This is a genomic window from Micromonospora lupini str. Lupac 08 (assembly GCF_000297395.2).
Classification (GTDB): Bacteria; Actinomycetota; Actinomycetes; order Mycobacteriales; family Micromonosporaceae; genus Micromonospora; species Micromonospora lupini.
Genome location: NZ_HF570108.1, coordinates 2603966 through 2605151 on the forward strand (window position 1 = coordinate 2603966; position 1186 = coordinate 2605151).

Sequence of the window (1186 nt, forward strand, 5' to 3'; positions counted from 1 at the left end):
GTGCCTGATCCGGCGCGACCCGCCGCGACCGGGCCGACCCCGTTCGGCGGGCCGCCGGTCGGCGTCGCGCCGCAGGTTGCCGACGGGCTGCGAACCGACCCCGCGATCGACAGTGACCCGCGCACGGCCCGACGTCGTCCCGGCCCGGTCGACCCGGGAGCGCCGGAGCCCGTGGGCCCCACCCCGACCGGGGGTGGTCGCCGCCGTGCCGCCGAGCCGGACGGGCCGGTGGTGCCCCGCTCGGGCAATGCCCCACCGATGCCCGAGGCGTCCACCACGTCCACCGCCGCAGCCACCGGCGCCGGGCCCACCAGCGCAAGGGCCACCAGCGCCGGACCCGCCGGCGCCGGGCCCACCAGCGTCGGGTCCGCCAGCGCCGGACCCGCCAGCGCCGGGTCCGCCAGCGCAGGGTCAGCCAGCGTCACGTCCACCGACGGCACCGGCCGCCGCCGCGCGGTCCCCGACGACCAGGGCCGGCGCGTGCCGACCAGCGGTGAGCCGCGGGGCGACCGCCCGGAGCGGCCGGCCGACTGGCTGCGTCAGGCCGGCCGGCTGCCGCACACCGACCCCGGCCTGCCGGTGGTCAACCGGCGAGGTGGCGATCCGCAGACGCCGACCGCGAATCGGCCCGCCGGTCGCCGCTCCGGTCCGCCGCCCGCCGGTGATCTGACCGATCGCTCCGGTGGCCCCCTGGCCGTACCCGATCCGGCCGCGGAACGCCCTGTCGGCCGCCGTCCCGTCGGGCCACCGGCCGACCCCGGCGCGGACGCTCCCACCGGCCGCCGGGCCGCCCGACCCGGTGCGCCGGACGTCACCGGAGAGCAGCCGAGCGGTCCCGGTTCCCACTCGCCGGTCACCGGTGAGCGTCCCGTCGGCCGTCGAGCCGCTCCGGGAACCGCCGCAGATCCGATCAACCGACGCCGCCGCCCGCCGGCCGAGTCCGCCCCCGACGGACCCCCCGGGCGTCCCGGCCCGGCGGACGACCGCGGCGACGACCCGTACGCCGGTCCCGCAGCCGGCGGACGACCCGCGCCCGTCCGGGGCGGTCGCTCCGCCCCGCCCGGCGGCCGGGCCCGCCTCGGGCCCGGCGACGCGCCGGTCTCCGGCGCCGATCGCCGTGCTCCCGACGGTCCACCCCGTCCCGGCGCCGGCATGCCCGAGCGGGGTGCCGCCCGTCCCGACGGCT

2 pseudogenes are annotated in these 1186 nt (G+C 81.7%); one reads left to right on the top strand and one right to left on the bottom strand.

Annotated features, from left to right (window positions below):
- Nucleotides 1–425, bottom strand: a pseudogene (locus tag MILUP08_RS36635) (hypothetical protein); the annotation flags it as partial.
- Between the two features lie 55 nt (nucleotides 426–480).
- Between MILUP08_RS36635 and MILUP08_RS36640 the strand changes: the two are divergent.
- A pseudogene (locus tag MILUP08_RS36640) lies at nucleotides 481–1186 on the top strand (hypothetical protein); the annotation flags it as partial.